This window comes from Actinomadura kijaniata NBRC 14229 (genome assembly GCF_001552175.1).
GTDB lineage: Bacteria > Actinomycetota > Actinomycetes > Streptosporangiales > Streptosporangiaceae > Spirillospora > Spirillospora kijaniata.
This window is the reverse complement of sequence record NZ_BCQR01000096.1, coordinates 1-25797: the sequence shown is the minus strand read 5'-3', so window position 1 is coordinate 25797 and position 25797 is coordinate 1. Positions and strand designations below refer to the sequence as shown.

The 25797-nt window shown below is 71.9% G+C and carries 23 protein-coding genes; 9 read left to right on the top strand and 14 right to left on the bottom strand.

What is annotated here, in order from left to right:
• Positions 1 to 28: 28 nt before the first annotated feature.
• A complete protein-coding gene (locus AKI01S_RS27910) occupies positions 29 to 223 on the top strand; it encodes a DUF3046 domain-containing protein (RefSeq protein ID WP_067824449.1) in 195 nt (64 codons plus the stop codon).
• Between the two features lie 17 nt (positions 224 to 240).
• Here AKI01S_RS27910 and AKI01S_RS27905 read toward each other — a convergent pair whose 3' ends face one another.
• The 4 genes from AKI01S_RS27905 to AKI01S_RS27890 form a co-directional block, all read right to left on the bottom strand.
• Positions 241 to 708 (bottom strand): DUF350 domain-containing protein, encoded by a 468-nt coding sequence (locus AKI01S_RS27905; protein ID WP_067824447.1) that lies wholly within the window; start codon positions 706 to 708, stop codon positions 241 to 243.
• Between the two features lie 16 nt (positions 709 to 724).
• On the bottom strand, positions 725 to 1882 hold the full coding sequence (locus AKI01S_RS27900; protein ID WP_067824445.1) for a glutathionylspermidine synthase family protein: 1158 nt from the start codon (positions 1880 to 1882) through the stop codon (positions 725 to 727).
• Between the two features lie 4 nt (positions 1883 to 1886).
• On the bottom strand, positions 1887 to 2204 hold the full coding sequence (locus AKI01S_RS27895) for a hypothetical protein (RefSeq protein WP_084000324.1): 318 nt from the start codon (positions 2202 to 2204) through the stop codon (positions 1887 to 1889).
• A 264-nt stretch (positions 2205 to 2468) separates the two neighbouring features.
• Complete coding sequence (locus AKI01S_RS27890; RefSeq protein WP_067824441.1) at positions 2469 to 3329, bottom strand: ATP-grasp domain-containing protein; 861 nt, start codon at positions 3327 to 3329, stop codon at positions 2469 to 2471.
• 245 nt (positions 3330 to 3574) lie between these two features.
• Between AKI01S_RS27890 and recA the strand changes: the two genes are divergently transcribed.
• The 3 genes from recA to rny all read left to right on the top strand — a co-directional run bounded on the left by recA (position 3575) and on the right by rny (position 9409).
• Complete coding sequence (recA, locus tag AKI01S_RS27885) at positions 3575 to 4702, top strand: recombinase RecA (protein ID WP_067824439.1); 1128 nt, start codon at positions 3575 to 3577, stop codon at positions 4700 to 4702.
• Positions 4703 to 6177: 1475 nt separating this feature from the next.
• Positions 6178 to 7485 carry a RecX family transcriptional regulator gene (locus tag AKI01S_RS27880; protein ID WP_369688746.1) on the top strand — a complete coding sequence of 436 codons (1308 nt, stop codon included), beginning with the start codon at positions 6178 to 6180 and terminating at the stop codon, positions 7483 to 7485.
• A 367-nt stretch (positions 7486 to 7852) separates the two neighbouring features.
• On the top strand, positions 7853 to 9409 hold the full coding sequence (gene rny / locus AKI01S_RS27875) for a ribonuclease Y (protein WP_067824438.1): 1557 nt from the start codon (positions 7853 to 7855) through the stop codon (positions 9407 to 9409).
• A 17-nt stretch (positions 9410 to 9426) separates the two neighbouring features.
• Here the strand turns inward: rny and AKI01S_RS27870 are convergent, their stop codons facing one another.
• Both AKI01S_RS27870 and AKI01S_RS27865 read right to left on the bottom strand, forming a co-directional pair.
• Positions 9427 to 9972: a hypothetical protein gene (locus AKI01S_RS27870; protein WP_067824437.1), complete on the bottom strand. Its 546-nt coding sequence runs from the start codon at positions 9970 to 9972 to the stop codon at positions 9427 to 9429.
• On the bottom strand, positions 9972 to 10196 hold the full coding sequence (locus tag AKI01S_RS27865) for a hypothetical protein (protein WP_067824436.1): 225 nt from the start codon (positions 10194 to 10196) through the stop codon (positions 9972 to 9974). The genes AKI01S_RS27870 and AKI01S_RS27865 overlap by 1 nt, the downstream gene beginning before the upstream one ends.
• Positions 10197 to 10301: 105 nt before the next feature.
• On the opposite strand from AKI01S_RS27865, the gene AKI01S_RS27860 reads away from it, so the two are divergent.
• Positions 10302 to 11246: a trypsin-like serine peptidase gene (locus tag AKI01S_RS27860; RefSeq protein WP_157420196.1), complete on the top strand. Its 945-nt coding sequence runs from the start codon at positions 10302 to 10304 to the stop codon at positions 11244 to 11246.
• A gap of 88 nt (positions 11247 to 11334) precedes the next feature.
• Here AKI01S_RS27860 and AKI01S_RS27855 read toward each other — a convergent pair whose 3' ends face one another.
• The 6 genes from AKI01S_RS27855 to AKI01S_RS27830 all read right to left on the bottom strand — a co-directional run bounded on the left by AKI01S_RS27855 (position 11335) and on the right by AKI01S_RS27830 (position 17968).
• On the bottom strand, positions 11335 to 13299 hold the full coding sequence (locus AKI01S_RS27855; RefSeq protein ID WP_067824434.1) for a S9 family peptidase: 1965 nt from the start codon (positions 13297 to 13299) through the stop codon (positions 11335 to 11337).
• A gap of 88 nt (positions 13300 to 13387) precedes the next feature.
• On the bottom strand, positions 13388 to 14482 hold the full coding sequence (locus AKI01S_RS27850) for an NAD(P)-binding domain-containing protein (RefSeq protein WP_084000323.1): 1095 nt from the start codon (positions 14480 to 14482) through the stop codon (positions 13388 to 13390).
• 78 nt (positions 14483 to 14560) lie between these two features.
• On the bottom strand, positions 14561 to 15574 hold the full coding sequence (locus tag AKI01S_RS27845) for an amino acid ABC transporter permease (RefSeq protein WP_067824432.1): 1014 nt from the start codon (positions 15572 to 15574) through the stop codon (positions 14561 to 14563).
• Positions 15571 to 16257, bottom strand: coding sequence for an amino acid ABC transporter permease (locus tag AKI01S_RS27840; RefSeq protein WP_067824430.1), 687 nt, complete (start codon positions 16255 to 16257; stop codon positions 15571 to 15573). The genes AKI01S_RS27845 and AKI01S_RS27840 overlap by 4 nt, the downstream gene beginning before the upstream one ends.
• Before the next feature lie 77 nt (positions 16258 to 16334).
• Positions 16335 to 17207: a glutamate ABC transporter substrate-binding protein gene (locus AKI01S_RS27835; protein ID WP_067824429.1), complete on the bottom strand. Its 873-nt coding sequence runs from the start codon at positions 17205 to 17207 to the stop codon at positions 16335 to 16337.
• A gap of 38 nt (positions 17208 to 17245) precedes the next feature.
• Positions 17246 to 17968, bottom strand: coding sequence for an amino acid ABC transporter ATP-binding protein (locus AKI01S_RS27830; protein WP_067824428.1), 723 nt, complete (start codon positions 17966 to 17968; stop codon positions 17246 to 17248).
• Between the two features lie 299 nt (positions 17969 to 18267).
• On the opposite strand from AKI01S_RS27830, the gene miaB reads away from it, so the two are divergent.
• Complete coding sequence (miaB, locus tag AKI01S_RS27825; protein ID WP_067824427.1) at positions 18268 to 19791, top strand: tRNA (N6-isopentenyl adenosine(37)-C2)-methylthiotransferase MiaB; 1524 nt, start codon at positions 18268 to 18270, stop codon at positions 19789 to 19791.
• 78 nt (positions 19792 to 19869) lie between these two features.
• Here the strand turns inward: miaB and AKI01S_RS27820 are convergent, their stop codons facing one another.
• Positions 19870 to 20085, bottom strand: coding sequence for an antitoxin (locus AKI01S_RS27820; protein WP_067824467.1), 216 nt, complete (start codon positions 20083 to 20085; stop codon positions 19870 to 19872).
• A gap of 111 nt (positions 20086 to 20196) precedes the next feature.
• Here AKI01S_RS27820 and miaA point away from each other — a divergent pair, with 111 nt between their 5' ends.
• Together miaA and dapF are read left to right on the top strand one after the other, a co-directional pair.
• Positions 20197 to 21084 (top strand): tRNA (adenosine(37)-N6)-dimethylallyltransferase MiaA, encoded by an 888-nt coding sequence (gene miaA / locus AKI01S_RS27815; RefSeq protein WP_067824426.1) that lies wholly within the window; start codon positions 20197 to 20199, stop codon positions 21082 to 21084.
• A 67-nt stretch (positions 21085 to 21151) separates the two neighbouring features.
• On the top strand, positions 21152 to 21994 hold the full coding sequence (gene dapF / locus AKI01S_RS27810; RefSeq protein WP_067824425.1) for a diaminopimelate epimerase: 843 nt from the start codon (positions 21152 to 21154) through the stop codon (positions 21992 to 21994).
• Positions 21995 to 22261: 267 nt separating this feature from the next.
• Here the strand turns inward: dapF and AKI01S_RS27805 are convergent, their stop codons facing one another.
• Positions 22262 to 24232: a sensor histidine kinase gene (locus AKI01S_RS27805; protein WP_067824424.1), complete on the bottom strand. Its 1971-nt coding sequence runs from the start codon at positions 24230 to 24232 to the stop codon at positions 22262 to 22264.
• Positions 24233 to 24392: 160 nt separating this feature from the next.
• Here AKI01S_RS27805 and AKI01S_RS27800 point away from each other — a divergent pair.
• Positions 24393 to 25797 (top strand): S1 family peptidase (locus AKI01S_RS27800; RefSeq protein WP_157420195.1); only part of this gene is annotated, 1405 nt, incomplete at its 3' end.

Sequence of the window (25797 nt, the reverse complement as noted above, 5' to 3'; positions counted from 1 at the left end):
CTCCCGGCGCGTCGGATAGCGTGGTCCCGTGCGGCTCACGGTTTTCTGGCAGCGGATGAACGAGCAGTTCGGTGAGGGCTACGCGGAGAGCGTCGCCAGGGACTACGTCCTGGCCGAACTGGGCGGCCGCACCGTCGAACAGGCCCTGGCCGACGGCGAGCCGGCCAAGCGCGTCTGGCAGGCGGTCGTCGCCACGTTCGACGTGCCGCAGCGCCTGCACTGACGGCCCGCGCCGGCGGGTCAGTAGACCGAGACGGCGACCACGAAGCCGATCATCAGGTTGGCGACGGCCAGCAGGATCGCCGCCGGTTCGAGCCGGTCCTCGGCGTCGTCGGCCAGCTCCCGCACGTTGATCCCGATCAGCCGGTCGAAGATCATCGTGGCGAGGCCCTGCGCCAGGATGCCGACCAGCCCGAACACCGCCGTCCGCGACAGGCCCTCCACCAGGTCCCCGCCCGCCGCGAAGATCGACACCGCGGTGATCAGGCCGACCCCGACCATGGAGGCGCACACCAGCAGCGTGGCGTTGGGGTTGCGGTGCTGCCGCAGCACCGTGATCAACCGGCCGGGGACGACCAGGTCGGTCATGTAGAACCCGGCCACGAACAGCGCCAGCCCGACGGCGGCGTAGGCCAGCAGCGCCCCGGTGCCCTCCAGCAGGAACAGGCCGAGATTGTCGTCCGCCGCCGTCTGCGCGAGCGTGGTCATGGATCTCCTTGGAAGGTCACAGCGGAATGCGATGGGGAACGAACGACGAGGTGTCGTCGGTGATCAGCCCGGCGGTCTCCCGGATGCCCAGGCCCGCCGACTCGTCGTGGACCACCCACGCGCCCAGCACCGGGTGCTCGCCGTCGAAGTCGGGCAGCGCGCAGAACTCCTGGAAGACGAAGCCCTCCTTGCCGTACTCGCCCTGCGTGCGGTGCTCGCCGCCGTCCGGCGTGACGATCCGCATGCTCGCGCCCTCCCGCCCCAGCAGCGGCTTCTGCACGTAGGAGGTGAGGTCGGCGGGCGTGTTGAGGTAGGTGGGCAGCAGGTTCGGGTGGCCGGGGAACATCTCCCACAGCAGCACCAGCAGCGCCTTGTTGGAGAGCACCATCTTCCAGATGGGCTCGATCCAGCGGGTCGGGGCGCCGGGGATGTTGCGGCCGAACGGTTCGGCGACGATCCACTCCCACGGGTACAGCTTGCACAACGCGCCGATCTCGCGTTCGTCCAGGTCGACGAAGCGTTCCCGGGCCGAGTCCCAGCCGATGTCCTCCATGGCGATCGCCGTGCCCGGCAGGCCCGCCTCCTCGGCGGTCTCCTGCATGTAGGCGATCGTCATGACCTCCTCGCCGGTCTCGTCCTCGTGGGTCCAGGCGAAGTGGAGCGGCCCGCCGCCCAGCGTGGAACCGATCTGCTTCCACCGGTCGACGAGGCGTTCGTGGATGGAGTTCCACTGGTCGTCGTCGGGGTACACGTCCTGCAGCCAGTACCACTGGACGATCGAGCTCTCGACCAGCGCGGTGGGGGTGTCGGCGTTGTACTCCAGCAGCTTGGCCGGACCGGTCCCGTCGTACCGCAGGTCGAACCGCCCGTACAGGTGCGGGTCGTCGCGCCGCCACGACTCCTCGATCAGCGGCGCCACCCAGTCGGGGATGCCCAGAACGTGGTAGCGGCCCGTGGTGACGACGTGCTCCACCGCCTGGAGGCACATGCGGTGCAGCTCCTCGACGGTCTCCTCCAGCGCCAGCACCTCGTCCATGTCGAAGACGTAGTGCACCGACTCGTCCCAGTAGGGCCGGGGCAGGTGTTCGGGGTGGGCCGTCCGGTGGAACGCCAGTCCCTGCGACTCGACCTTCTGCGGCCAGTCGGGGCGGGGCGTCGAACGCTCGCGTCGCACTCGCTCAGCCCCCGCTTCGGCCGCCGCCGCCGAACCCGCCGCGCACCAGCGTGTGCCCCGAACTCGACTTGATCTTCCCCTTGCTGGGGCCGTAGGAGCTGCCGCCCGACACCGTTCCGGTGGAGCCGTCGCGCTTGCCGCCGTAGTACCAGAAGTAGCGGCCGTAGCTCACCGTGCCGCGCTCGATGTCCCGCTTGTCGCAGTAGGAGTCGGGGACGACCCGGTAGCCGCCCTTGGAGCCGGGCAGCGTGCGGTCCACGCACCACGCCGTCGTCGTCTTGGAGCCGCAGGCCACCAGGGTGAGCGACAGCGCACTGACCATGCCGACCTTGACGGTCCGGGAGCGGAGCCTGCGACCGGGATCCTGAGGAGGCAACGTGAACACGCCCTTCGAAACGAGGTGGCCGACACCCGCACGACTCCGCACGGTGGGGCCACCGTGCGGCAGCGATTCGGCGTCGCGGGGGTTAGCTTAGAGGTGGACTCCGCTGAGACGGTAGGGGAGTCCTCCCGGTTCCGGGCATGGCGGACGGGCGTTCCGGGCCGTTCCGGCGGATTCCGTCCCAAGGGAGTCGACGCCGGGCGCTCAGTCCGGAACGGGCAGGTGGGCGTACAGATCCATCGGATCGGTCGTCGAGGGCAGGTCGCTGACCTGACCGTCGCCCACCTCCACGACCCGCCACTCGCCGTCGCTGCGCAACGCCAGGTCGGTGGTGATGAAGCGGCAGCCCAGCGCCCGCACCGCCGGGGCCACGGCCGCCAGGTCCGGGTCGGGGAGGGTTCCCGGGCTGTCCGGATGCGGCCCCACCAGCACCGCCTCGCCGTCCACCCACCACACGCGCGACTCGCCCGCGCCGTCGAACCGTTCGAACTCGCGGATCACGACGCCGCCCGCCAGGAACTCCCCCTGCAGCGCGACCATCTTGCTGACCACGGCGCGCAGCCGGGTGAGGTTCCTCACGTCCGGCACGTAGCACGCCTCGTCCCACTCGTGCTTGCGGGACTTGACGTAGTCCTTCACGACGGCCGGGCCGCTGCGCAACGGCCGTACCAGGTCGCTCAGGTCGCCCGGATCCTCGCCGGGGGACAGGGGCCGCCACACGCTGTTCGGGGTCAGTCCGGCGAACGTGTCGTGCCAGCCGGGCAGCTCGTGGGCGCGCTGGTAGTCGTCGGGGTGGGTGAGCAGCGGGGAGCCGCGCCGCCGCAACGCCCCCGCCAGCGCCGTGTACTCGGCGGAGGTCAGCATCCAGCCCCGGTACCAGGCCGGGCCCAGGTCGCGGGGGACCGACCGCACGGCGTGCTCGACGTCGCCGCGTTGCAGGGCGTCGTGGTCGATCAGGGCGATTTCGCCATAGTGGTCCCGCACGGCGGCGGCCTCACGGGCGAAGTGGGGATCAACGCGCCGAGGGTGGAGCGGATCGACGCAGAAGAGAACGGTCAGCGTCATGAAAAACCCTCCGTGAACGCCGCCAGCGTACGGGCAATCCCGCCTCCGGCGCACGGAGATTCCCGGGCGAATCGCCGGACGCGGCCCTGATCGAACGGATGTTCGGTAAGCTGATGGGGCGCGCGACGTTATCCACAGCACCGCGTCGAAGCCGCGAAAGTGTCAGTGGCTTCTCGTAACGTCGCCTACGACATCGCAACCACACCGGCGACGTATGGACGACGGTAGAGACAAGGGGCATCGCAATGGCAGCGAACGACCGGGAGAAGGCCCTCGAGACCGCGCTCGCGCAGATCGAGCGTCAGTTCGGCAAGGGCTCGGTCATGCGGATGGGGGAAGAGGCCCGCGTCCCGGTCGAGGTCATCCCGACCGGTTCCATCTCCCTGGACATCGCACTGGGCATCGGCGGCCTGCCGCGCGGCCGCGTCGTGGAGGTCTACGGTCCGGAAGGCTCCGGTAAGACCTCGATCGCGCTGCACGCCGTGGCCAACGTGCAGAAGAAGGGCGGCATCGCGGCGTTCGTGGACGCCGAGCACGCCCTGGACCCCGAGTACGCGAGCAAGCTCGGGGTGGACATCGACGCGCTCCTGGTCTCCCAGCCCGACACCGGCGAGCAGGCCCTGGAGATCACCGACATGCTGATCCGCTCCGGCGCGATCGACATCGTCGTGATCGACTCGGTGGCCGCGCTCGTCCCCCGGGCCGAGATCGAGGGCGAGATGGGCGACAGCCACGTGGGTCTCCAGGCCCGCCTGATGTCGCAGGCCCTGCGGAAGCTGACCGGCGCCATCAACCAGACCAAGACCACCGCGATCTTCATCAACCAGCTGCGGGAGAAGGTCGGCGTCATGTTCGGCTCCCCGGAGACCACCACCGGTGGCCGGGCGCTGAAGTTCTACGCCTCGGTCCGGCTGGACGTGCGGCGCATCGAGACCCTCAAGGACGGCACCGAGGCGGTCGGCAACCGTGTCCGCGTCAAGGTCGTCAAGAACAAGATGGCCCCGCCCTTCCGGGTCGCCGACTTCGACCTGCTGTACGGCCAGGGCATCTCCCGCGAGGGCGGCCTGATCGACCTGGGCGTGGAGCACGGCTTCGTCCGCAAGTCCGGTGCCTGGTACACCTACGAGGGCGACCAGCTCGGCCAGGGCAAGGAGAACGCCCGCAACTTCCTCAAGTCCAACCCGGACACCGCCGACGAGATCGAGAAGAAGATCAAGGAGAAGCTGGGCGTCGGCCCCAAGGTCGACAAGCCGGCCGAGGAGGGCGCCGCCGGGGCCACCGCGCCCGCCGTGCCCCCCGCCATCACCCCGGCCGCCAAGCCGGCCACCGCGGCCACCCGCAAGAACTCCAGGGCGGCCAAGAGCGGCGACTGACCGGGAACTCCCGACGAACGTTCCGTTGAACCGGGTGACTCCTGACGGCGGTTCGAGCGATGATCCCTTGCACTGGGCGGCGGCGCCCTGCCCGCCCCATCCGCGGGCCCTTCCCCGAAGGCGCCGCCGCTCCGCTCGGCTCCGCCCGTTCCACCGCCCACCCGATCAACGGACCGATCAAGCCCCGCCTCCCGCACGCAGAGGCCCGGCCCACAGCAACCCCAACAGCGCCGCACCCCGACAGCGGCCCACACCACGGCCTCCGGACCAACACGTACGAAGACCGAACAACAGCACATCCTCACCGCCCCAAGAGGTGCCCAACTACCTGGCCCAGCCCCCGCCGACAAGACCCGGCGGCGGCCCTCAACGGCGTAGTTGGACATCTCCAAACGAGCGGCGAGGGAACACCACCCCAAGCCCCTGCCAAAGGCGCACGAGTTCCGCGCACGCACAGCAGGCCGAGCAGCCCCCAAGAAAAGCCACAACACCCACTCGGCGTGGTGGGCAAGGTGGGCACGGTGGGCACGGCGGCACGGTGGGCACGGCGTGGCCTTTTCGTGATCATGTGGTGGGCTCTGGAGCGGCCGGACGGCGGCCGTTCCCGGTGGCGTCGGTCATGCGGCGCCGTGGGGGGAGCTGCGGTGGTGGCTCGGCGCTGTGGTCGGGTTGCTGGAACGTGTCGTGGGGAGGCGATCGTGGAGTGGCGTTCCGCGTGGTTCGGTCGCGACCCCGCTCTTGTCCTGCATGGTGAGGCGAAGCCGCCGAGACGCTTGTGACCGGCGTGGACGGATCGCAGAGGAGGAACGCTCGTGGACCCCGAGGAAAAGCCCCGGCAGGAGCCCTCCGACGAGGCCGGGACCGAGAACGCGGACTGGCGGCCTGCGGCTGAGGGGCCGTTCGCCGATCTTGGGCGTCCCGCCGAGCGGCGTTCCTGGTTCGTTCCGCCGGAGCCTTCCACCGCTCCGACCCCCTGGGCTGCGGATACGACCAACCCGTGGACCGGCGGGCCCACCGGTTCTGACGCGCCGTCCGAGCCGGACGCCTCGGCGGAGGCCGAGAAGCCGGTGAACCCGTGGACCGGCGAGCCGCTCACGTCGTCGCCCACCGACGCGTCCCCTGCGGACGAACCCCTGGCGCCCGAGGCATCTCCACCGCGCGGCACCCACCTCGCGGGCTCTGAGGCCGGCGAACGTGAGGCTCCTTCCGTTCCCTGGGAGCGCAGCGCCGGGACGCCGCCGCCCTCGCCGTTCCCGAAGCCGGATGCCGACGCCCCGAACCCCTGGACAGACCAGCCCGCCGTGCCCGTGCCCGTGCCTGTGGACGAGGACGAGCCGTCTGCGGACGTGGCGGAGAGCGTCGAGGACGCAGACGTTCACGCGGGCGTGGAGAAACGTCCTCGGGGACGTTCCGGGCGGGCTCATGCGGCGGAGAAGACCCAAAAGCGGGACGATCACGCCGACGGGTCGGAGCGGATGGGCGCGCCCGGGGCTGACAGCGCAGTGGATGAAGCTGTCGGCGGAGACGGCAAGCAGGCGCGGGGGTCCGGCAAGCGGCGGACCAGGAAGGTGAGTGCGCCCCAGCACGGCGGGATCGAGGAAGCCGCCGGTGGAGATGATGAGCAGGCACAGGAGTCCGTGGGACGGCGGGCGGCGGACATGGACGCCCCCTCCTCGGGCGGCGGAGTAACGGAAGCCGTTGGCGAGGGCGAGGAGCGGGCGCAGGAGCCCGTGGGACGGCGGGCGGCGGACATGGACGCCCCCTCCTCGGGCGGCGGAGTAACGGAAGCCGTTGGCGAGGGCGAGGAGCGGGCGCAGGAGTCCGATCGGCGGGACGTACGCGTGGATGCGTCCTCCTCGGTCGGCGGGGCGGCAGAGGGCGTTGGCGGAGGGGATGAGCAGGCCCAGGAACCCGCTGGGCGGCGGGCCGCGCACGTGGAGGCCACCCCGTCGGACCGTGAAGTAGCGGAGGACGCCGATGGGGAGCGGACGCGGGGGACCCGTCGGCGGCGGAGCGCCCGGGCGGACGCGTCTCAGGCTGAGGAAGCCGTCGGCGGCGAGTGGGGGCAGAGCGCCGGGCGTCGGCGGGGCCAGGCGGCCGGTGGGGCGTCCCCGGAGGAAGACGCCGCTGGGGAGAGCGAGGCCGCGGACGGCGCCGAGGAACGTGGTGGGCGCTCCCGGCGGCGTGGGAAGCGGCGTAAGGCTCCCTGGGACGGTTCCCGGTCCGCCTGGGAGGAAGGGACCTCTCGGGAGGAGCGTGCGGAGCAGAAGACCTCCGATCCGGAGGCGCGGGCCCGGGAGATCTGCCTGCGGCTGCTGACCGGGTCGCCCCGGACCCGGTCCCAGCTCGCCGAGTCCCTCAAACGTAAGGGGATCCCTGACGACGTCGCCGAGCGCGTGCTGGGACGGTTCGCGGATGTCGGACTGATCGACGACGCCGCGTTCGCCCAGGCCTGGGTCCAGTCGCGGCACGCGGGGCGCGGGCTCGCGCGGCGGGCGCTGGCCGCCGAGCTGCGGCAGCGGGGGGTCGACCAGGAGACCGTCAGCGAGGCCGTGGAGGCGCTCGACTCCGAGCAGGAGGAGGTGCGGGCCCGCGAGCTCGTGGAACGCAAGCTGCGGTCCACGCGGGGAGTGGACCCGGTCAAGCGGACGCGGCGGCTCGTCGGGATGCTCGCCCGCAAGGGGTACTCCTCGGGACTGGCCTACCGGGTCGTCAAGGAGGTCCTGGAGGCCGAGGGGGACGATGTGCCCGAAGGCGACTGGGGGGCCGACGACACGCCGTAGTCATGGGATGCCTGACGGGCGTCTCCCGTTCCTGGCAGCCGATGGGGCAGGTGAGCGGCGGTGGGCGTCGGTAAGGGACTACTCACGCCGACGTTCGGTTAGTCCGGAATGACCCTCGTTTGCTTGCTCATTACCTCCGTGCCGCTTACCGTTACGGCAGTGAGGAGTTACTCCGCGCACCGCGGATTGCCATAAGACTGAGCATGTTCTAGCAGCTGAGAGGCATAGAGGACGCCGTCTTGGCCGTCGTCGGCCGAGCCCCGTGCGGGTGCTCGGACGATGCCGCGTACCCGGCGGGGTGCGGGTAAATCCTCGCGGTGACAGGGCCCCGAACCCCCGAGGCCCGCGGCGAGGAAGGGTCGGCCTCATGGTGAGCGTCCTGTTGGGTGTGGCGCTGCTGGTGGCCCTGGTCGCCCTGGTGGTCACGGGGCGCCCGGGCGTGGGGCGGCGCGGCCGGGAGACGGCCCGGCAGGAGGCGCGGGACATTCTGGACCGTGCCGAGCGGGAGGCCAAGGAGCTCCTGGAGCAGGCCGACAGGCAGGTGCGGGAGATCGTCGAGGCGGGGCGCGAGGAGGCCGAGCAGCAGGCCCGCGCCGCCCGGGAGGAGATCCGCACCCTGCGCGAGGACCTGGAGCGCCGCGAGTCCCGTCTCGCCGAACGCGAGCAGCGCCTCGACAGCGAGGTCCGCCGGCTGGAGGAGTGGTCCGGGCGGCTCGCCGAGACCAAGCGCGGCCTGGAGGAGCGCAGGGTCGAGCTGGGGAAGGCCGAGGAGGAGCGGCGGCGGATCCTGGAGCAGGCCGCCGGGCTCACCGCCGAGCAGGCCAAGGCCGAACTCGTCGCCGCCGTCGAGAACCAGGCCAAACGCGAGTCCATCCCGCTGGTCCGCGAGATCGAGAACGCCGCCCGCGCCGAGGGCGACAAGCGCGCCCGCAAGATCGTGACGTTGGCGATCCAGCGGGTCGCCAGCGAGCAGACCGCCGAGTCGGTGGTGTCGGTGCTGCACCTGCCCAGCGACGAGATGAAGGGCCGCATCATCGGCCGCGAGGGCCGCAACATCCGCGCGTTCGAGTCCACCACCGGCGTCAACCTGATCATCGACGACACGCCCGAGGCGGTGCTGCTGAGCTGCTTCGACCCGGTGCGCCGCGAGGTCGGGCGGCTGACGCTGGAGAAGCTGGTCCAGGACGGCCGCATCCACCCCCAGCGCATCGAGGAGGTCTACGAGCGCAGCAAGCGCGACGTGGAGCAGCTGTGCGTGCGGGCGGGGGAGGACGCCCTGGTCGAGGTCGGCATCACCGACATGCACCCGGAGCTGATCGCGCTGCTGGGCCAGCTGCGGTACCGCACCTCCTACGGCCAGAACGTCCTCAAGCACCTGATCGAGTCGGCCCACATCGCCGGGATCATGGCCAGCGAGCTGCGGCTGCCGGTCGAGCTGGCCAAGCGCTGCACCCTGCTGCACGACATCGGCAAGGCCCTCACCCACGAGGTGGAGGGCAGCCACGCCCTGATCGGCGCGGAGATCGCCCGGCGCTACGGCGAGCACGAGGACGTCGTGCACGCCATCGAGGCGCACCACAACGAGGTCGAGGTCCGCACCGTCGAGGCCGTGCTCACCCAGGCCGCCGACGCGATCAGCGGGTCCCGGCCCGGCGCGCGCCGCGAGTCCCTGGAGGCCTACGTCAAGCGGCTGGAACGCCTGGAGCAGATCGCCCGCGAGAAGCACGAGGGCGTGGAGAAGGTGTTCGCGATGCAGGCCGGGCGCGAGATCCGCGTCATGGTCAAGCCCGACGCCGTCGACGACATCCAGGCGCAGGTGATCGCCCGCGACATCGCCAAGCAGGTCGAGGACGAGCTCACCTACCCCGGCCAGATCCGGGTGACGGTGGTCCGGGAGTCCCGCGCCACCGAGTTCGCCCGCTGACCCCTCCCGCCGACCCGTCAGGCGGCTCGTTCGCGCAGCCCCGCCCAGAGCCGCCCGAGGTCGGCGTCCAGCCGCCGCAGGACGCGCACCGACTCCTGGGAGCCGTCGGCGAGCAGCCCCCACAGCAGGTCGTCGCAGTCGGCGAACGCGCGCCCGCCCCGCCGCGCCGCCCACAACGCCACCTCCAGCGTCTTGCGGCCGCCCTCGTCGCACACCACCCGCGTCGCCGGACCGGTCAGCACGATGCGCAGCGGACGCAGCCGGGAACGTTCGAGCCGCCACAACGCCGGGTCGTCCGGGTGGGTGGAGGTCGCGTCCACGGCGCGGCGGCGCACCTCGTCCAGGTCGATCCCGATCGTGGCCAGCAGCTCCCGGTCCCGCCACGGCGGGACGTCCAGCTCGGCGCGGATCGCGGGGGCCGCCGCGCCGGGCAGCGGCCGCTCCTCGGCCAGGGCCAGCAGCAGCGGGCCCGTGCCGAGCGCGGTGTGCCGCGAACGCGCGGCCAGCACGCCCGCGCGCACGACGGTCCGCCGCGCGGCCGGTGAGAACCGGTCGAGTCGCATCACTTCTCCCTCACGGAACGGCGGGCGTGCTTCTTGTGGACCGACTGGCGGCGGACGCCGAGCGCGTCGGCGATGGCCTGCCAGGACCAGCCCCGCGCTCGGGCGTTGTGCACGTGCAGCGCCTCCAGCTCGTCGGCGAGCCGCCGCAGGGCCGCCACGGCGGCCAGTCCGGTCCCCGGGTCGTCGCTGTCGGCGGCGGCCGCCAGCTCCGTCATCGTCGGCATGGTGTCAGCCTAAGCTGACATATGCCCGTTTGTCAGCCTTGGCTGACAAACGTCAGGTGATCGTGCGCGTTGTGCAGTGATCGAAGAATCTGTAGGTTCTGGCGAATGCGTAAGGGGCAGATGCGATGGACGGTGGCGGTCGTGGCGTCGACGGGGGTCGTCGCGGCCGGAGTGGGAGCGGTCGTCCACTCCCGGACCAACCCCCCGGTCCGCGAGGCGGCGGACGTCGCGGCCCCCCTCCAGGTCAGCGCGGCCGAGGCCGACCAGACCGAGAGGTACTGGACCGCCCGGCGGATGACCGCCGCCGCGCCGGTGGCGGGACGCGCCCTCCAGCCGCAGGTCGGAGCGCGTGCCGCGACGCCCCGGGGCGTCCCCACGGCCAAGGCGTTCGGCGGGGTCCGGACGATCGGCGCGCTGTTCTTCACCACCCAGGACAAGCGCGACCACTACTGCACCGCCTCGGTCATCGCCAGTAACTCCAAGCGGCTGCTGCTGACGGCCGCGCACTGCATCCACGGCGGCAAGGGCCACGGCTACGTCAAGAACGTCGCGTTCGTGCCCAAGTACGACCGGGGCCGGGCCCCCTACGGCGTCTGGACCGCCCGGTCGGCGCTGGTCTACTCGGGCTGGCAGAAGCGCGGCGACCCCGACCTGGACTTCGGGTTCGTCACGCTCAACCCCCGCAAGGGCCGCAACATCCAGAGCGTCGTCGGCGCCTACCGCCTCGGCATCAACCGCGGCACCGGGCTGTGGGTGAACGTCGCGGGCAACCCCAAGGCCGCCTGGGACCGCCGCGACCGCCCGATCTGGTGCCGCGTCAAGACCAGGCGGCAGTCGCGCTACCAGATCCGCATGGACTGCGGCGGCTTCTACGGCGGCACCAGCGGCAGTCCCTGGATCCTGAACTACAACCCCCGCAACAACACCGGCTACGTCAACGGTGTCCTCGGCGGCTACCAGGGCGGCGGCAACACCCACTACACGTCGTACTCGCCCTACTTCGACAAGGACATCCACAACCTGCGCAAGCTCGCCGACAGCCGCGCCTGACCGGAGCCCGCAAGCGGCGCGGCCCGCGTGACCGGGAACGCCCCGGTCACGCGGTATCCCCGCGCGATGCCCTCGCGCGGCGCCCGCGTCAGCCCACGCTGAGGTCGATCGGGTCGACGTCGCGCGGCTTGAACCCGAGCGTCCGCCCGTAGAACGCCAGCTCCGACTCCAGGCACCGGACCACGGTCCCGGCGCGCCGGAACCCGTGCGCCTCGCCCTCGAACGTCAGGTACACGTACGGGATCTTCTTCTCCGCCAGCGCCTCCGCGAACCGCTCCGACTGGTCGGCGGGCACCACCGGGTCGTCGAGCCCCTGAAGCAGCAGCACCGGGCACGCCACCCGGTCCGCCCGCCGCAGCGGCGAACGCTCCTCGTAGGCGCGCTCGAAGCCTGGCAGCGGACCGATCAGGCCGAACAGGTACTGCGACTCGAAGTCGTGCGTGGTCGCGACGAAGCTCTGCAGCTCGCTGATGCCGTAGTAGGACGTGGCGGCCTTGAACAGGTCCGTCTGGGTGATCGCCGCCAGCGTCGTCCAGCCGCCCGCGCTGCCGCCCCGGATCGCCAGCCGCTCCGGGTCGGCGATCCCGCCGTCCACCAGCGCCTGCGCGGCCGCGATGGCGTCCTCCACGTCCACCACGCCCCACTGGCGGCGCAGCCGTTCCCGGTAGGCGCGGCCGTAGCCGGACGAGCCGCCATAGTTGACGTCGATGACGCCGATGCCGCGGCTGGTGAAGTACGCCCGCTCCAGGTTCAGGACCGTGGAGGAACGGCTGGTCGGGCCGCCGTGCACGAACACCACGTAGGGCGGCAGCTCGTTGTCGGGGCCGACGGCCTCGGGGTTGGCGGGCGGGAACACGTAGGCGTGCACCGGCCGCCCGAACGGGCCCTCCAGCCTCTCCGCGCGCGGCGTCGGCAGGTAGGCGGCGTCGGGCAGCTCCTCCAGCTCGCGCTGCAGCTCTTCGGCGCGCCCGGTGGCGGTGTCGATCCGCACCACCGACGGCGGGACGGCCGCGCCGCCGCCGATGCCCACGACGGTGGTCCCGTCGGCCGACACCATGGGCTGCCAGTGGTCGTAGGGGACCTCCAGGTCGACCAGGTCCAGCGTGTCGGGATCGTAGATCCCGATCCGCTGGTCGCCCTCGCCGTGCAGCACCGCCAGCCGCCCGTCCTCCAGCAGCGCGTATGGCATCCCGCCGAGCTGCCACAGCGGCGCGGCGAACTCCTCCTCGGCCGGGTACAGCGCCTGCGGCGACTCCCCGTGCAGCCCGACCTGGTAGATGTTCCACCAGCCCGGCCAGTCGGAGATCACGTACAGGGTGCTGTCGTCGGCCCACAGGGGCGCCAGCGCCGACTCGTTCAGCCCGCCCTTGACCGTGCGCGGCGCGGTGGCGACGCCGTCCTCCAGGGCGGCGACCCGCACCTCGGTGCCCTCCCACGGCATGCGCGGGTGGCTCCACTGCACCCACGCCAGGTGCCCGCCGGACGGCGACGGGGCGGGGGAGGCGTAGAAGTGCGCGCCGGTCACCAGCTCGCGGACCGCGGCGGCGTCCTCGGCGGCGCTGCCGTCCAGCGGAACGGCGACGATGGCGCGGCGGACGCCGTCGGGGGTGTGCCCCTCGCACACGCACCACACCTCGGTCCCGTCGGGGGACAGGACGTAGTCGGCGTAGCGCAGCCCGCCGGGGACGGCCGGTTCGGGGGTGAGGGGACGCGGCTTCGGATCGTCGGGGTCGAGGCGGTGCAGCCGCTGGTCCTCGTAGTGGGAGAAGACCAGCGCGTGGCCGTCCTCGACGGGAACGGGCAGGTAGGAACGTCCGCCGTACTCGTGGACACGGGTGCGCGCGTCCCAGGGGGCCGCGAGGAGCTCGGTCCGCTGCCCGCCCGCCAGATGGACGACCGTGGTGCGCCCGCCCTCCTCCGGCCGTGTCTCCTGCCACCACACGTCGCCGCCGGACACGAGGGGGAAACCGAGCCGCAACCGGGCGCGGGCGACGTCGGTCGCGGAGATGGGAGAGGGCCAGGAGCCGTAGGGGAGGGTCGCGCGAGCGGTCATAACCGAATCGTCCCGCATGCGCGGGGTGGTTGGGGCCATGACGGGGCAGTTGACTTCGGAAAGATACAAGCCGCTCACCGGGGAGGTCTCAGACGGGCGTGACGACCCTCACTCTTGGTTCGTTCCCGCCCGTTCCGGTCGTGCCCGGCGACCGTCCCACCAGCAGCCGGACGATCTCCCGCACCGCCGCGCGGCCCGCCCGGTTGGCGCCGATCGTGCTCGCCGACGGCCCGTATCCCAGCAGATGGATCCGGGGGTCGGCGGCGACGCGGGTGCCGTCCACGGCGATCCCGCCGCCGGGGCCGCGCAGCCGCAGCGGGGCCAGATGGTCCAGCGCCGCCCGGAATCCGGTCGCCCACAAAATCACGTCGGCCTCGATCGCGGTCCCGTCGGCCCAGACGACGCCGGCCGGGGTGATCCGCTCGAACATCGGCAGCCGGTCCAGCACCCCGCGCTCGCGCGCCGCGCGCATCTCGTCGGTGAGCAGCAGGCCGGTCGCGCCGACCACGCTGCCCGGCGGCAGGCCGCGCCGCACCCGCTCCTCGACCCGCGCGACGGCCTCACGGCCCCGTTGATCGTCGAACGGCCCCTCGCGCCATACCGGTGGCCGCCTGGTCACCCACGTGGTCCCGGCGGCCACCTCAGCGATCTCCACCAGTGCCTGGGTCGCCGAGGCGCCGCCGCCCACGACCACCACCCGCCGCCCGGCGAACTCGTGCGGCCCCCGGTAGTCGGCGGTGTGCAGCTGCCGTCCCCGGAACGTCTCCATCCCCGGGTAGTACGGCCAGAACGGCTTGTCCCACGTCCCCGTCGCGTTGACCAGCGCCCGCACCAGGTAATCGCCGTCGGAGGAACGCACCAGCAGCCGCCCGTCGGGGGCGTCGGTCACCGAGGTCACGTCGGCGGGCCGGTGCACCGGCAGGTCGAACGCCGCCTCGTACCGCGCGAAGTACTCCGACACCACCCGCGCGGCGGGCCGCGCCGGGTCGTGCTCGCCCAGCGGCATCCCCGGCAGGTCGTGGATCCGGTGGGCCTTCCCCAACGTCAGCGTCGGCCACCGGTGCTGCCACGCCCCGCCCGCGCGCGGCGCGTGGTCGAACATGACGAACCCGATCCCCGCGCGCCGCAGGTGGTATCCGGCCGACAGGCCCGCCTGCCCCGCCCCGATCACTGCGACGTCCACCTCGTGAGCCACGCCCGCGACAACCGAAAGGGGCCCCGCCGGATTCCCGGCGGGGCCCCAGGGGCGAACGGGGGGGGGTCAGCCGCCCGCGGCGCCGCCGTCACCGCCGGCGCCGACCGCACCACCGTCACCGGTGATCCGGCCGGTGGCGGTCATGCCGGCCGCGCTCGGCGTCCCGGCGGCGACCTTCGCGCTGCGGCGGGTGCGCGACTCCAGCTTGTTGGCCAGGCCGCTCAGCGCCATGTTGAGCCCGATGTAGATGATCGAGATCACGAACGCGGCGGGCAGCAGGTTGAAGTAGTTCGCCGGCAGGATCTTGAAGCCGTAGCTGGTCAGGTCCTCGAAGGCGATGATGAAGCCGAGGGCGGTGTCCTTGAGCAGCACCACCATCTGGCTGACGATGGCCGGCATCATCACGGTGACCGCCTGCGGCAGCAGGATCATCCGCATGACCTGGTTCTTGCGCATGCCGATCGAGTAGGCCGCCTCGGACTGGCCGCGCGGGATCGACTGCACGCCCGCCCGGATGACCTCGGCGAGCACCGACCCGTTGTACAGCACCAGGCCGAACACCAGCGCGGCGAACGCGGGCACGGTGACCACGCCGCGGCTGATCTCCACGCCGAACGGGGCGCCCAGGGTCTCCACCATGACCCGCTGGAAGTTGCCCAGCGGGCCGTCGGCGATGATCGGGCTGATCGACGGCGGCACAAAGAACGCCAGGAAGATCAGGATCAGCAGCGGCATCGCGCGGAAGAACTCGACCACCGCGCCGGCCGGCACGCGGAGCCAGGCGTGGTCCGACAGCCGGGCCAGGCCGAAGACCGCGCCGAACGCCAGCGCCAGCACCGAGCCGACCAGGGCGGCCTTCAGCGTGTTGGCCAGACCCTTGAGGATGTAGCCGGTCCACACCTCGGGCTTGAGGAACGGCTCCCACAGGTTCGCCGCGAACTGCCCCTTGGACTTGAGCTGCCAGCCCATGACGGCGAGCACGGCGACCAGGACCACCGCCGAGATGACGGTGAGGATCAGGTTGCGCCGCTGGGCCCGGGGGCCGGGGGCGTCGAAGAGGACACTGGCCTCAGCACTCACCGCGCCACCGCCATTCGCTTGGCCAGCCAGCCGAAGAAGAAGCCTGCCGGCAGGGTCAGGATCAGGTAGCCGATCGCGAAGCCGATGAAGATCGGGAGCGAGGCGCCCAGATCGAAGAACATGATCTTCATTTCGGAGACGGCGTCCACACCGTAGGCGACGGCCGCGACGATCGTGGTGTTCTTGATCATCGCGATCAGCACGCTGCCCAGCGGCCCGATCACGGCGCGGAACGCCTGCGGCAGGATGATCATCCGGAGCGACTGGCCGAACGTCAGCCCGATGGACCGCGCCGCCTCGGCCTGCCCCAGCGGGACGGTGTTGACGCCCGAGCGCAACGCCTCGGAGACGAACGCGCCGGTGTACACCGACAGCGCGGTGACCGCCCACCAGTAGCCGTTCACCGACGGCGTGTCGGAGAAGGTCACCTTGAGCACGTCACTGAGCCCGGACACGCACAGCAGCGCCACCAGCGTCAGCGGCGTGTTGCGCAGCACGTTCACGACGACCGTGCCGACACCGCGCAGCACCGGGGTGGGCGACACCCGGAACGACACCAGCACCGTACCGATGATCAATGCCAGGACCGCGGTGACCGAGGCCAGCCGGATCGTCGCCCAGAAGCCCGACAGGATCTTGTCGAGGTTGTCGAAGACCTCGGTGAAGTTGAACAGTTCGTTCATCAGTTTTCACCCGTTCAGGGCCGCGCCGGTGCCCCGAGAAGCGGGGACACCGGCGCGGCGCGGTCCGTCAGAGCAGGTCAGGCGCAACCCTCGAAGGTCGGGGCCTTGTCGGTCTGCAGCTTCAGGCCCGCACCGGTGAAGTGCTTCTCCAGCAGCTTCTTGGCGGTGCCGTCGGTGTACATGTCGGTGATGGCCTTGTTGACGGCCTCACAGCCCGCGGTGTCGCCCTTGCGGATGCCGACGCCGTACTTCTCGTCGGTGAACGGGTCGTTGATGACCTTGAACTTGCCCTTCTGCTGGGCGGCGAAGCCGGCCAGGATCAGGTCGTCGGTGGAGACCGCGTCCACGGCGCCCGAGGCCAGCTTGGCGGTGCAGTCGGCGTAACCGGTCGCGTCCACCAGGGTGGCGTCCAGGTCCAGCTTGCCGTCGGGGGCCGGGTCGGTCACGCGGCGCCAGGAGTTGGAGCCGGCCGCCTTGCAGATCTTCTTGCCCTTGAGGTCGGTGGCCTTCTTGATGCCGGTGTTGTCGGACTTGACCATGGTGTCCTGGTGGGCCACGTAGTACGGGCCGCCGAAGGTCACCTTGGGCTTGCGGGAGTCGGTGATCGAGTAGGTGGCGATCACCAGGTCGACCTGGCCGGTCTGCAGGAAGGACTCGCGGTTCTCGGAGCGGGCCTCCTTGAACTCGATGCCGCTCTCGGGGACGCCGAGCTTGCCCGCGATGTACTTGGCGACGTCGACGTCGAAGCCCTCGAGGCTGCCGTCGGGCTTCTTCAGGCCCAGCGCCGGCTGCTCGTACTTCACGCCGACGATCAGCTTCTTGTCCGACTTGGCCTTGTCGACCAGGCCCTTGGACTCGGCGGCCTTCTTCTCGGTGTCGCTGCCACAGGCGGTGAGGCCCAGGGCCAGCGTGGCGGCGGCCGCGGCGGCCACGATCTGACGTACACGCATCTGTAGTACCTCTGCTTTCAATGCCGGAGCCGCGCGGCTCAGTGCGTGAGGATCTTGGAAAGGAAGTCCTGGGCGCGCTCGGTCTGCGGGTTCGTGAAGAACTCCTCGGGGGTGTTGGACTCGACGATCTGCCCGTCGGCCATGAACACCACCTTCTGCGCAGCCTTGCGGGCGAAGCCCATCTCGTGAGTGACCACGATCATCGTCATACCCTCCCGTGCCAGGGAGGTCATGACGTCGAGCACCTCGTTGATCATCTCAGGGTCGAGGGCCGAGGTCGGCTCGTCGAAGAGCATGACCTTCGGCTTCATCGCCAGCGACCGCGCGATGGCCACCCGCTGCTGCTGGCCGCCCGACAGCTGGGCGGGGTACTTGTGCGCCTGGTTGGCGATCCCGACCCGCTCCAGCAGCTCCATGGCGTGCTTCTCGGAGGCCTGCTTGTCCTGCTTGCGAACCTTGACCGGCCCCAGCGTGACGTTCTCCAGGATCGTCTTGTGGGCGAACAGGTTGAAGGACTGGAACACCATGCCCACGTCGGAGCGGAGCCGGGCCAGTTCCTTGCCCTCCTTGGGCAGCTCCCTGCCGTCGATCAGGATCTTGCCGCTGTCGATCGGCTCCAGCCGGTTGATGGACCGGCACAGCGTGGACTTGCCGCTGCCCGAGGGTCCGATCACCACGACCACCTCACCGCGCTGCACGGTCAGGTTGATGTCCCGGAGAACGTGGAGGTCGCCGAAGTGCTTGTTGACGTTCTCGACCACGACGAGCGGCCCGCCACCGGGAGTGTCATCCTGGGGCCCGCCACCGCCCTTGGTGAGGTCGGGCCCGCCTGCGCTGTCCGTCATGGGCTCGGACTTTACGACATCCAGGATGCCGGAAAAGGCTCCCGACGGTTCCGATCCGATCACGAATACCCACGTCGGTGGCGTGCCCGGTAGTGCTCTGGCACTATCGGACCGCACCGTTGCCCCCGGCGCGTCGCCGGGGAGTGATCAGGCGGTGACCGGATGGTGATCATCGCACGGGAGGTCGGCCGGTCCGCGTACCCTTGGTGACTGTCATGAGTGCGCCTACCGAGAGCCCCCGCACGTACGAGATCCGTACCTACGGGTGCCAGATGAACGTCCACGACTCCGAGCGCCTGTCGGGCCTGCTGGAGGACGCCGGGTACGTCCGCGCCGAGGGCGGGGAGCCCGACGTGGTGGTGTTCAACACCTGTGCCGTCCGGGAGAACGCCGACAACCGCCTCTACGGCAACCTCGGGCACCTGCGCCCGGTCAAGGACGGCCACCCCGGCATGCAGATCGCCGTGGGCGGCTGCCTGGCGCAGAAGGACCGCGACACGATCGTCAGGCGGGCCCCGTGGGTGGACGTGGTGTTCGGCACCCACAACATCGGGTCGCTCCCGGTGCTGCTGGAGCGGGCGCGCGTCCGGCAGGAGGCGCAGGTCGAGATCGAAGAGTCCCTGGTGACCTTCCCCTCGACGCTGCCGACCCGCCGCGAGTCGCCGTACGCGGCCTGGGTGTCGATCTCGGTGGGCTGCAACAACACCTGCACGTTCTGCATCGTGCCGTCGCTGCGCGGCAAGGAGAGGGACCGCCGTCCCGGCGAGATCCTGGCCGAGGTCGAGGCGCTGGTCGCCGACGGTGTCGTCGAGATCACCCTGCTGGGCCAGAACGTCAACGCCTACGGCAGCGGCTTCGGCTCCCTGGCGTCGGCGCCGGAGGAGGTCCGGGCGATGACGGAGGGCGGGCAGTCGGCGTTCGCGGGCCTGCTGCGCGCCTGCGGGAACGTCGCGGGCCTGGAGCGGGTCCGCTTCACCTCCCCGCACCCCAAGGACTTCACCGACGACGTGATCGCCGCGATGGCCGAGACGCCCAACGTCATGCCGTCGCTGCACATGCCGCTGCAGTCCGGCTCCGACCCGGTGCTGAAGGCGATGCGCCGCTCCTACCGGCAGGAGCGCTACCTGGGGATCATCGAGAAGGTGCGGGCGGCGATCCCGGACGCGGCGATCACCACCGACATCATCGTGGGCTTCCCCGGCGAGACCGACGAGGACTTCGAGCAGACCCTGCACGTGGTCCGCGAGGCGCGGTTCTCGTCGGCGTTCACCTTCCAGTACTCCAAGCGCCCCGGGACCCCGGCCGCGACCATGGACGGGCAGATCCCCAAGGAGGTCGTGCAGGAGCGCTACGAGCGGCTGATCGCCCTCCAGGAGGAGATCTCCTGGGCGGAGAACAAGAAGCAGCTCGGCCGCACCCTGGAGGTCCTGGTCGCCGAGGGCGAGGGCCGCAAGGACGAGGCGACCCGCCGCCTGTCCGGCCGCGCCCCCGACAACCGCCTGGTCCACTTCGCGGTCCCGGGCGAGCCGGTCCGCCCCGGCGACATGGTCACCGTCGAGGTCACCTACGCGGCCCCGCACCACCTGGTCGCCGACCGGACGCACGGCGTGCGCCGGACCCGCGCCGGCGACGCCTGGGAGGCCCGCCGGGCCCAGCCCAAGGGCGTCTCCCTGGGGATGCCGTCCATCGGCCGCCCGGCCGCCCCGCCGGCCACGACGGGCTGCTCGGTCCCCTCCTGACGCCGCCGCGACCGTCGCCCGCCGCCGCGCGGGCGCGGCCGGACGGGCGACGCGGCGAGCCGGTCAGAGCCGGATGGGCTACTGCGGCGGCTGGTTCGGGTCGGCGGGCCTGGGCCGGTCGCCGGGACGGGCGCCCTCGATGTAGTCCCGGGCCTTGTCCTGCCCCATGTCGACCTTGTCGGAGTACTTGCCGCCGGTCCTCTTGTCGATCATGTCACCGGCCTTGTCCACGCCCTGTTCCGCCTTGTCGGGGTGCTGGCCGAGCATCCCCTTGACCTTGTCCACGAAGCTCATGTGGATCCCCCCGAATCCCCGTTGGTCGGCGTCCGCGTTCCGGCGGACGCCCCTCACGGTCTGATCCATACCCGTTCTGTTGCCAGAATTAAGCGTGTGACCTCTCCAGACGTGATCGCGGTCGTCGGCCCCACCGCCGCCGGGAAGTCCGACCTGGCGGTGGAACTGGCGCTGCGGGTGGGCGGCGAGGCGATCAACGCCGACTCGATGCAGTTCTACCAGGGCATGGACATCGGCACCGCCAAGCTCACCCCGGCGGAGACGCGCGGCGTCCCGCACCACCTGCTGGACATCTGGGACGTGACGGTGACCGCCAGCGTCGCGGAGTTCCAGCGGCTCGGCGCCGAGAAGATCGCCGAGGTCCGGGGGCGGGGCAACGTCCCGATCCTGGTCGGCGGGTCCGGGCTGTACGTGCGGGCCGCCGTCGACCACATGGAGTTCCCCGGGACCGACCCGGCGGTGCGGGCGCGGCTGGAGGCCGAGCTCGCCGAGGTCGGCCCCGGCGCGCTCCACCGGCGGCTGCGGGAGAGGGACCCCGGGGCCGCCGAGGCGATCCTGCCGAGCAACGGGCGGCGGATCGTGCGGGCGCTGGAGGTCATCGAGATCACCGGGCGGCCGTTCACCGCGACGCTGCCCGAGCACCGCTACCGCTACGGCTCGGTCGTCCAGATCGGCCTGGAGATCCCGCGCGACGAGCTGGACGAACGGATCGCGCTGCGCGTCGCGCGGATGTGGGAGGCGGGCCTGGTCGACGAGGTCCGCGAGCTGGAGAAGCGGGGCCTGCGCGACGGGCTGACCGCCGGGCGCGCCCTCGGGTACGCGCAGGTGCTGCGGTTCCTGGCGGGGGAGTGGACCGAGGAGCGGGCCAGGGAGGAGACGATCCGCCTGACGCGGCGGTTCGCCCGGCGGCAGGAGTCGTGGTTCCGGCGGGACCCGCGCGTGGTGTGGCTGCCGTACGACGCGCCCGACCTCGTGGAGCGGGCGCTGGCCCTGCTGTAGCCCACCACGGCCGTCACCCACCACGGCCGTCACCCACCACGATCGGAAGCCCCATACGATCGGTGGCATGCGTTTTGCCAAGGGACACGGGACCGAGAACGACTTCGTCATCCTGCCGGACCCGGACGGGAGCCTGGAGCTGACGCCGGAGATGGTGGCGCGGCTGTGCGACCGGCGCGCCGGGATCGGGGCCGACGGCGTCCTGCGGGTGGTGCGGACCAAGGCCGCCGGTGTCCCGGGCGTCGCTGACACGGACGCCGAGTGGTTCATGGACTACCGCAACGCCGACGGCAGCGTCGCCGAGATGTGCGGCAACGGCGTCCGCGTCTTCGCCCGCTACCTGGTGGAGGCGGGATTGGCCGCCCCCGGCGAGTGGGACCTGGCGACCCGCGCGGGGCTGCGCCGGGTCGTGCTGGGCGCGACCGGCGACGTGTGCGTGGACATGGGCGCGCCGCGGCACCTGGGAACGGGCGAGGCGTCGGTCGGCGGGCAGACGTTCACCGGCGAGCGCGTGTCCATGGGCAACCCGCACCTGGCCTGCCGCGTCGACGCGCCCGTCGCCGCGCTGGACCTGACCCGCGCCCCCGGCTTCGACCCGGCCGCGTTCCCCGAGGGCGTGAACGTGGAGTTCTTCCGCCAGGTCGGCGACCGCCACCTGGAGATGCGCGTCTACGAGCGCGGCTCGGGCGAGACCCGTTCCTGCGGCACCGGAACGGTCGCGGCGGCCGTGGCGGCGGCGGTCGGCGAGACGGGCGGGGAGCCGTCGCGGGGCGAGTGGACCGTGGACGTCCCCGGCGGCCGCCTCACCGTGCTCCTGGACGGTGAGACCAGCCATCTGTGCGGTCCCGCCGTGCTGGTCGCCGACGGCGAGCTGCGCCCGGAATGGCTGGTCACCGCATCGAACGGGTGACCATGTCCAGATGTCCCGGATGAGTCGGGACATCTGTCCCTGATACCAGGGACCCGAGCGGGCATAGTTTCCTCGTGCACACCCTCTGGTGAATGGCCCGCACGAACCGGGATGGGAGCCCCGGTCCGAGCGGCGCCCGAGGGCCGGTGGCGACCTTCTTGGCGGGGGGCGGTCACTGGCCCTCCCAGAGGGGTGTGCCTTCTCTGCCGCCGTGCTCAGCCCTCATGCTCAGCCGCCGTGCTCAGCCCTCATGCTCAGCCGCCGTGCTCAGCCGTCGTGCGTCGAGCCGTTCACCGGCAGGCGGGCGTGGACCACGGTCCCGCCGTCCGGACCGGGCCCCACCGTGCAGGAGCCGCCCAGCTCGGCGGCGCGCTCGCGCATCGACGACATCCCGACACCCGAACGCGCGCTCGGCGGCATCCCCACGCCGTCGTCGCCGACCGTGACGTGCAGATCGCCGTTGAGGTGCAGGCGGACCACCGCCGACCCGGCGCGGGCGTGCCGGTGGACGTTGGTCAGCGCCTCCTGGACGATCCGGTAGGCGGCGACCTCGGCCGCAGCCGGGAGCGCCTCCAGGTCGCCCTCCACCTCGACCTGAACGCTCGGGCCGTCGCCCGCCTCGACGACCCCGCCCAGCGCCTCGATCGCCCCGGCCAGGCCCAGGTCGTCCAGCGCGGGCGGGCGCAGCCCGTACACCAGCTCGCGGATGTCGCCGATGGTGCGCCCCATGGTGGCGCGCAGGTTCTCCAGCAGCGCGTCCACGGCCTCGGGGTCGCTCCTGAGCTTCAGCCGCGCGGTGTCCACCGCCATCGCCAGGCTGGCCAGGGTCGGGCCGAGGCCGTCGTGCAGGTCGCGGCGCAGTCGGCGGCGCTCCTCCTCGCGGGTGCGCAGGATGCGCTCGCGGGACCGCTGGACGTCGGCGGCCAGCCGGGTGGCGTTGGCGAGTTCGGCCAGGTTGCGCGCCATGATCCCGGCGAGCCGGGCGTCGGGGGAGCGGGGCACCGAGAACACCAGCCGCCCCACCGGGTCGCCGTGCCACACCAGGGGGACCAGCCGGGGCCGGTCGCCGAGGGACCCCTCCTGCGCGACCGTCACCACCCGGCCCTCGCGGTCCAGGACCTCCACGACCACGCCGGTCGCGCGCAGCGCCTCGCCGACCAGGCCGATCGCCCCGGCCAGCGCCGCGCCCGGGTCGGAGGCGGTCTGCAGCCGCCGCTGGAGCCGGTCGGCCAGCCGGTAGGGGTCGCGTTCGCCGTGCATGACCCGGTCCACCGCGCGTTGCAGGGAGCGCCGCACCGGCGCGAACGCCGCGCCCGCCACGATCGCGCCGACCAGCCCGGCGGTGCGGCCCGACATCGACGCCACCGCCCCGGCGAGCGCGACCAGCGACAGGTACACCACCGAGATCACGGCGGCGACGCCCAGGTAGACCAGGGTCCGGTTGATGACGACGTCGATGTCGTAGAGCCGGTACCGGGTGATGGCGATCACGATGCAGACCGGGACGGCGGCGGTGACGACGTTGCGCAGCGCCCCGGGGACCGGGACGGCCTGGCCGACGACGTTGACCGCCATCGCCAGCACGCCCGCGTACATCACCCAGGCGATCTGCCGCCGCACGTCCGGCGTGGCCCGCCGGAACCGCACCACCACCGACCCCAGGCACGCCGCCAGCGTCGCCAGGATCGTCACGCTGATCGGCCAGGGGATCTCGCCCAGCGGGTAGATCGCCACGCCGCCGTCGACCCGCCGGACGCCGGGGTCCACCGTGAGGTGCGCACACACCACCAGCGGCACCGCGCACGCCGCCGCCAGCACCGGCCGGAACCACCGCGACACCAGCCGCCCGTCGGGGAAGATCAGCGGCAGCACCAGGACCAGCAGGTAGAAGTCCACCGCCCACAGCCACAGGCCCAGCCACTCGAACGCCCCCGCGCCCGGCGCGTCGCGCAGCCGCAGCCAGGGGCCCAGGTGCAGGGCGAGCATGTACAGCGCGGCGGCCAGGCCCGCGACCATCACGACCCAGGCCACCCGCAGCCGCGGCAGGTGCCGCAGCAGCAGCGCCGCCGCCGGGGTGTAGGTCAGCGCGACCACGGCCTCGGGGTGCCACAGCGGCTGCCGGAGGCGTCCGGGCAGCCCGGAGCGCAGCGCCAGCGAGGCGGCGACCATCGCGACCGCCGCCAGCACCAGCAGTAAGGCCGTTCTCCCGGCCCCCCGCACGCGTTCCGGCACGCCCATCAGCACTCCCTGGCTCAAAAGTAATGGAATGCTAAAACGTCCTGCTCGCTGTCCCGTCCCAACGGGGGCGTCCGCCTCAGGACAGCGGGACGGGGACCCGCCCACGATGGCCCGGACACAAGGACATCGGACGGGGGTCCGGGGGAGGCGGTGCGACGGCATGCGCAGAGTGATGGGGGCTCTGGTCGCGGCTTGGCTGGGGGTGGCGGCGCTACCGGGAACGGCGGCGGCCGAGGAGCGGAGGGCGCCGGAGGCGACGCGGCTGGCGGCCCGGTCCCACCCCGCGGTCCAACTGATCATGACGCGGTACTCGGCGGAGCTGACCGTTCCGTCGGTCGGCCTGCGGGACGCGGCGTTCCGGCGGCTGACCCGCGAGGTCACCACCGACGTGCTGAAGGGGGAGATCCCGCGCGACAAGCTCAGCATCGCCAAGGCGCTGGTCGGGCGGATGGGCAAGGACGTCGACGCCTACCTGCGGCCGATCGGCCCCGACCGCACGGTCCGGGCGTCGACCGCCGGGACCTGCACCGGCTGGTGGGTCACCGCCGACGGGTACATGGTCACCGGCGCGCACTGCGTGAAGCCCGACGAGAAGCAGATCGCCACGACGTTCGCCAAGCAGGCGCTGACCGACCTCGCCAAGCGGGACGCCGGCAACGTCCGGGCGCTGCTGGCGGGCGTGCGGGCCGACGACGAGCTGAACCGCATGAGCGCGGCGATGTTCGCCGGCTTCAACGCCGGGCACCTGCGGATGCGCGGGCTGTCCCAGACGACCAGCGTGCTGCGGAGCGTGCCGGGCGGCGGCGTCGACAAGACCGCCAGGGAGCTGCCCGCCGAGGTCGTGGCGACCGGGGAGGGCTACCCCGGCAAGGACGTCGCGATCCTGAAGGTCGGCAACGTCGCCAACCTGCCCACCCTGGAGCTCGGCGACGACAGGGACGTCCAGGTCGGGGACACCTTCTTCATCGACGGCTTCCCCGGAACGGTCACCGGCAACGGCACGCTCAGCCTCGACAGCCGCCTCCAGCCCACCTTCACCCAGGGCCCCTACAACGCCCAGCGCACGACCCGGAGCGGCGTGCCCTACTTCCAGACCCAGGCCCCGGCCTACGGCGGCAACTCCGGCGGCCCGGTCTTCAGCGACGAGGGCAGGGTCGTCGGCATCCTGATCGCGGGCCTCAACGACGCCGACGGGCAGGCCGCCCAGAACCAGCAGCTGGTCCTGCCGGTGAGCGTGGTGAAGGAGAAGCTCCGCGAGAGGAACGTCCGCCCGGCGCTGTCCCCGGCCTCGATCGCCTACAACCAGGCGCTCGACTCGTTCTTCCAGCGGCACTACAAGAGGGCGGTGCCGAAGTTCCGCCAGGTCCAGAACCTGTACCCGGAGCACCCGTACGTGGCCAAGTACCTCAGCGACTCGCAGGCGGCCATCAGCGCGGGCAGGGACGAGACGCCGTTGCCGGCGGCCGTGTGGCTGGCGGTCGTCGGGTGCGGCGGGGTCGCCGTGGCGGGTGTCGTGCTGCTGGTGGTGGTCGCCCGGCGGCGGCGCGCGCCCGCTCCCGCCGGTC

Coding starts and splice junctions, on each gene's coding strand:
- AKI01S_RS27870 (WP_067824437.1), bottom strand. CDS start 9,972: ATGCGACTCGACCGGTTCTCACCGGCCGCGCGGCGGACCGTCGTGCGC.
- dapF (WP_067824425.1), top strand. CDS start 21,152: ATGCGTTTTGCCAAGGGACACGGGACCGAGAACGACTTCGTCATCCTG.
- AKI01S_RS27835 (WP_067824429.1), bottom strand. CDS start 17,207: ATGCGTGTACGTCAGATCGTGGCCGCCGCGGCCGCCGCCACGCTGGCC.
- AKI01S_RS27890 (WP_067824441.1), bottom strand. CDS start 3,329: ATGACGCTGACCGTTCTCTTCTGCGTCGATCCGCTCCACCCTCGGCGC.
- rny (WP_067824438.1), top strand. CDS start 7,853: ATGGTGAGCGTCCTGTTGGGTGTGGCGCTGCTGGTGGCCCTGGTCGCC.
- AKI01S_RS27860 (WP_157420196.1), top strand. CDS start 10,302: ATGCGTAAGGGGCAGATGCGATGGACGGTGGCGGTCGTGGCGTCGACG.
- AKI01S_RS27855 (WP_067824434.1), bottom strand. CDS start 13,299: ATGACCGCTCGCGCGACCCTCCCCTACGGCTCCTGGCCCTCTCCCATC.
- AKI01S_RS27865 (WP_067824436.1), bottom strand. CDS start 10,196: ATGCCGACGATGACGGAGCTGGCGGCCGCCGCCGACAGCGACGACCCG.
- AKI01S_RS27880 (WP_369688746.1), top strand. CDS start 6,178: ATGGGCGCGCCCGGGGCTGACAGCGCAGTGGATGAAGCTGTCGGCGGA.
- AKI01S_RS27895 (WP_084000324.1), bottom strand. CDS start 2,204: ATGGTCAGTGCGCTGTCGCTCACCCTGGTGGCCTGCGGCTCCAAGACG.
- AKI01S_RS27905 (WP_067824447.1), bottom strand. CDS start 708: ATGACCACGCTCGCGCAGACGGCGGCGGACGACAATCTCGGCCTGTTC.
- recA (WP_067824439.1), top strand. CDS start 3,575: ATGGCAGCGAACGACCGGGAGAAGGCCCTCGAGACCGCGCTCGCGCAG.
- miaB (WP_067824427.1), top strand. CDS start 18,268: ATGAGTGCGCCTACCGAGAGCCCCCGCACGTACGAGATCCGTACCTAC.
- AKI01S_RS27805 (WP_067824424.1), bottom strand. CDS start 24,232: ATGGGCGTGCCGGAACGCGTGCGGGGGGCCGGGAGAACGGCCTTACTG.
- AKI01S_RS27840 (WP_067824430.1), bottom strand. CDS start 16,257: ATGAACGAACTGTTCAACTTCACCGAGGTCTTCGACAACCTCGACAAG.
- AKI01S_RS27820 (WP_067824467.1), bottom strand. CDS start 20,085: ATGAGCTTCGTGGACAAGGTCAAGGGGATGCTCGGCCAGCACCCCGAC.